The organism is Streptomyces chattanoogensis (assembly GCF_001294335.1).
Taxonomy (GTDB): Bacteria; Actinomycetota; Actinomycetes; order Streptomycetales; family Streptomycetaceae; genus Streptomyces; species Streptomyces chattanoogensis.
In genome coordinates, this window is the sequence record NZ_LGKG01000022.1 from 1 (window position 1) to 982 (window position 982).

Here is a 982-nt window from a genome sequence, read left to right on the forward strand (position 1 = left end):
GGTGCAGCACGGTCGGCCGCGACCACAACCGGGTGTCCGACGTTTCTCACTGCTTGCGGGTGAACCATGAGGCCACACCCTCGCGCCGACCGAAAATGGACAACTGTGACCGTTATTGTCAGTTCTCGTGCCGTTGAGCTGTGCGTTTGTGAACCTCAAGCCCGGCGTCGGAAAGACGACGAGTGCGGTGTGGCTGGCCCACGCCCTTCATGAATCGGGTCTGTCGCCGCTACTGGTCGACGGTGATCCGGCCGCTTCCGCGCTGCGCTGGAGCGAGCTGGCCGGTGGCTTTCCGTTTCCGGTGATCGCCCTGCCGGTGGGCGACGTCCACCGTCGGGTGAACGACTTCCTCGGCAACCGGCAGGCCGTCGTACTCGATGCGCCCCAGCTGGAGGACCATCCCCGCATCGCCCGCAGCATCATGAGGTACGCCGGCGAGTGGATCGTGCCCGTGACCCCCGCCCCCATCGAACTGGACCGGATGGCACCCATCCGTGGCGAGATGGCGGACGTGCAGTCCCTGCGTGCCGAGCCGGCCCGCTCGGCGGTCCTGCTCAATCGCACCAACCGTCCCGATGCCACGCGCACCGGGCCCGATGCGGACGCTCGTGAGGCACTGACCGAGCGGGGTTTCGAGGTGCTGGACACCCAGATCGCGCGGCTCGACCTGTACTCCCAGTCCTTCGGGAACCCGGTCCGGGCCAAGGGGTCGGCGTACACGGACTTCGCGGAAGAACTGATCAAGCGTCAGGATGAGGCATGAGCCGGCGCAAGGAAAACTACCGCGCGGCATTGCAGCGCGGGCAGGACGTCTCCGCACCTCGGTCCACCAAGGTCACCACGCTGCAGAGCAGATACATCCGGGTGACCGTCGAGGTCGATCCCGACCTGCGAGGCGATCTGACGCGATGGATGGGACGGCCGGTCTCCTCGGTCGTGTTCGCCGGCGCGACCGTCGTGCGTACCCTGGCCACCACCGCCG

Annotated in this window: 2 protein-coding genes; both read left to right on the plus strand. The window is 67.2% G+C overall.

What is annotated here, in order from left to right:
* Positions 1 to 127: 127 nt before the first annotated feature.
* The gene (locus ADL29_RS05655; RefSeq protein WP_063788396.1) at positions 128 to 763 is read left to right on the plus strand and encodes a ParA family protein; all 636 of its coding nucleotides are present in this window, start codon (positions 128 to 130) and stop codon (positions 761 to 763) included.
* The coding region (locus ADL29_RS05660) for a hypothetical protein (protein ID WP_157878398.1) at positions 760 to 982 on the plus strand (223 nt) is incomplete at its 3' end. The genes ADL29_RS05655 and ADL29_RS05660, both read left to right, overlap by 4 nt.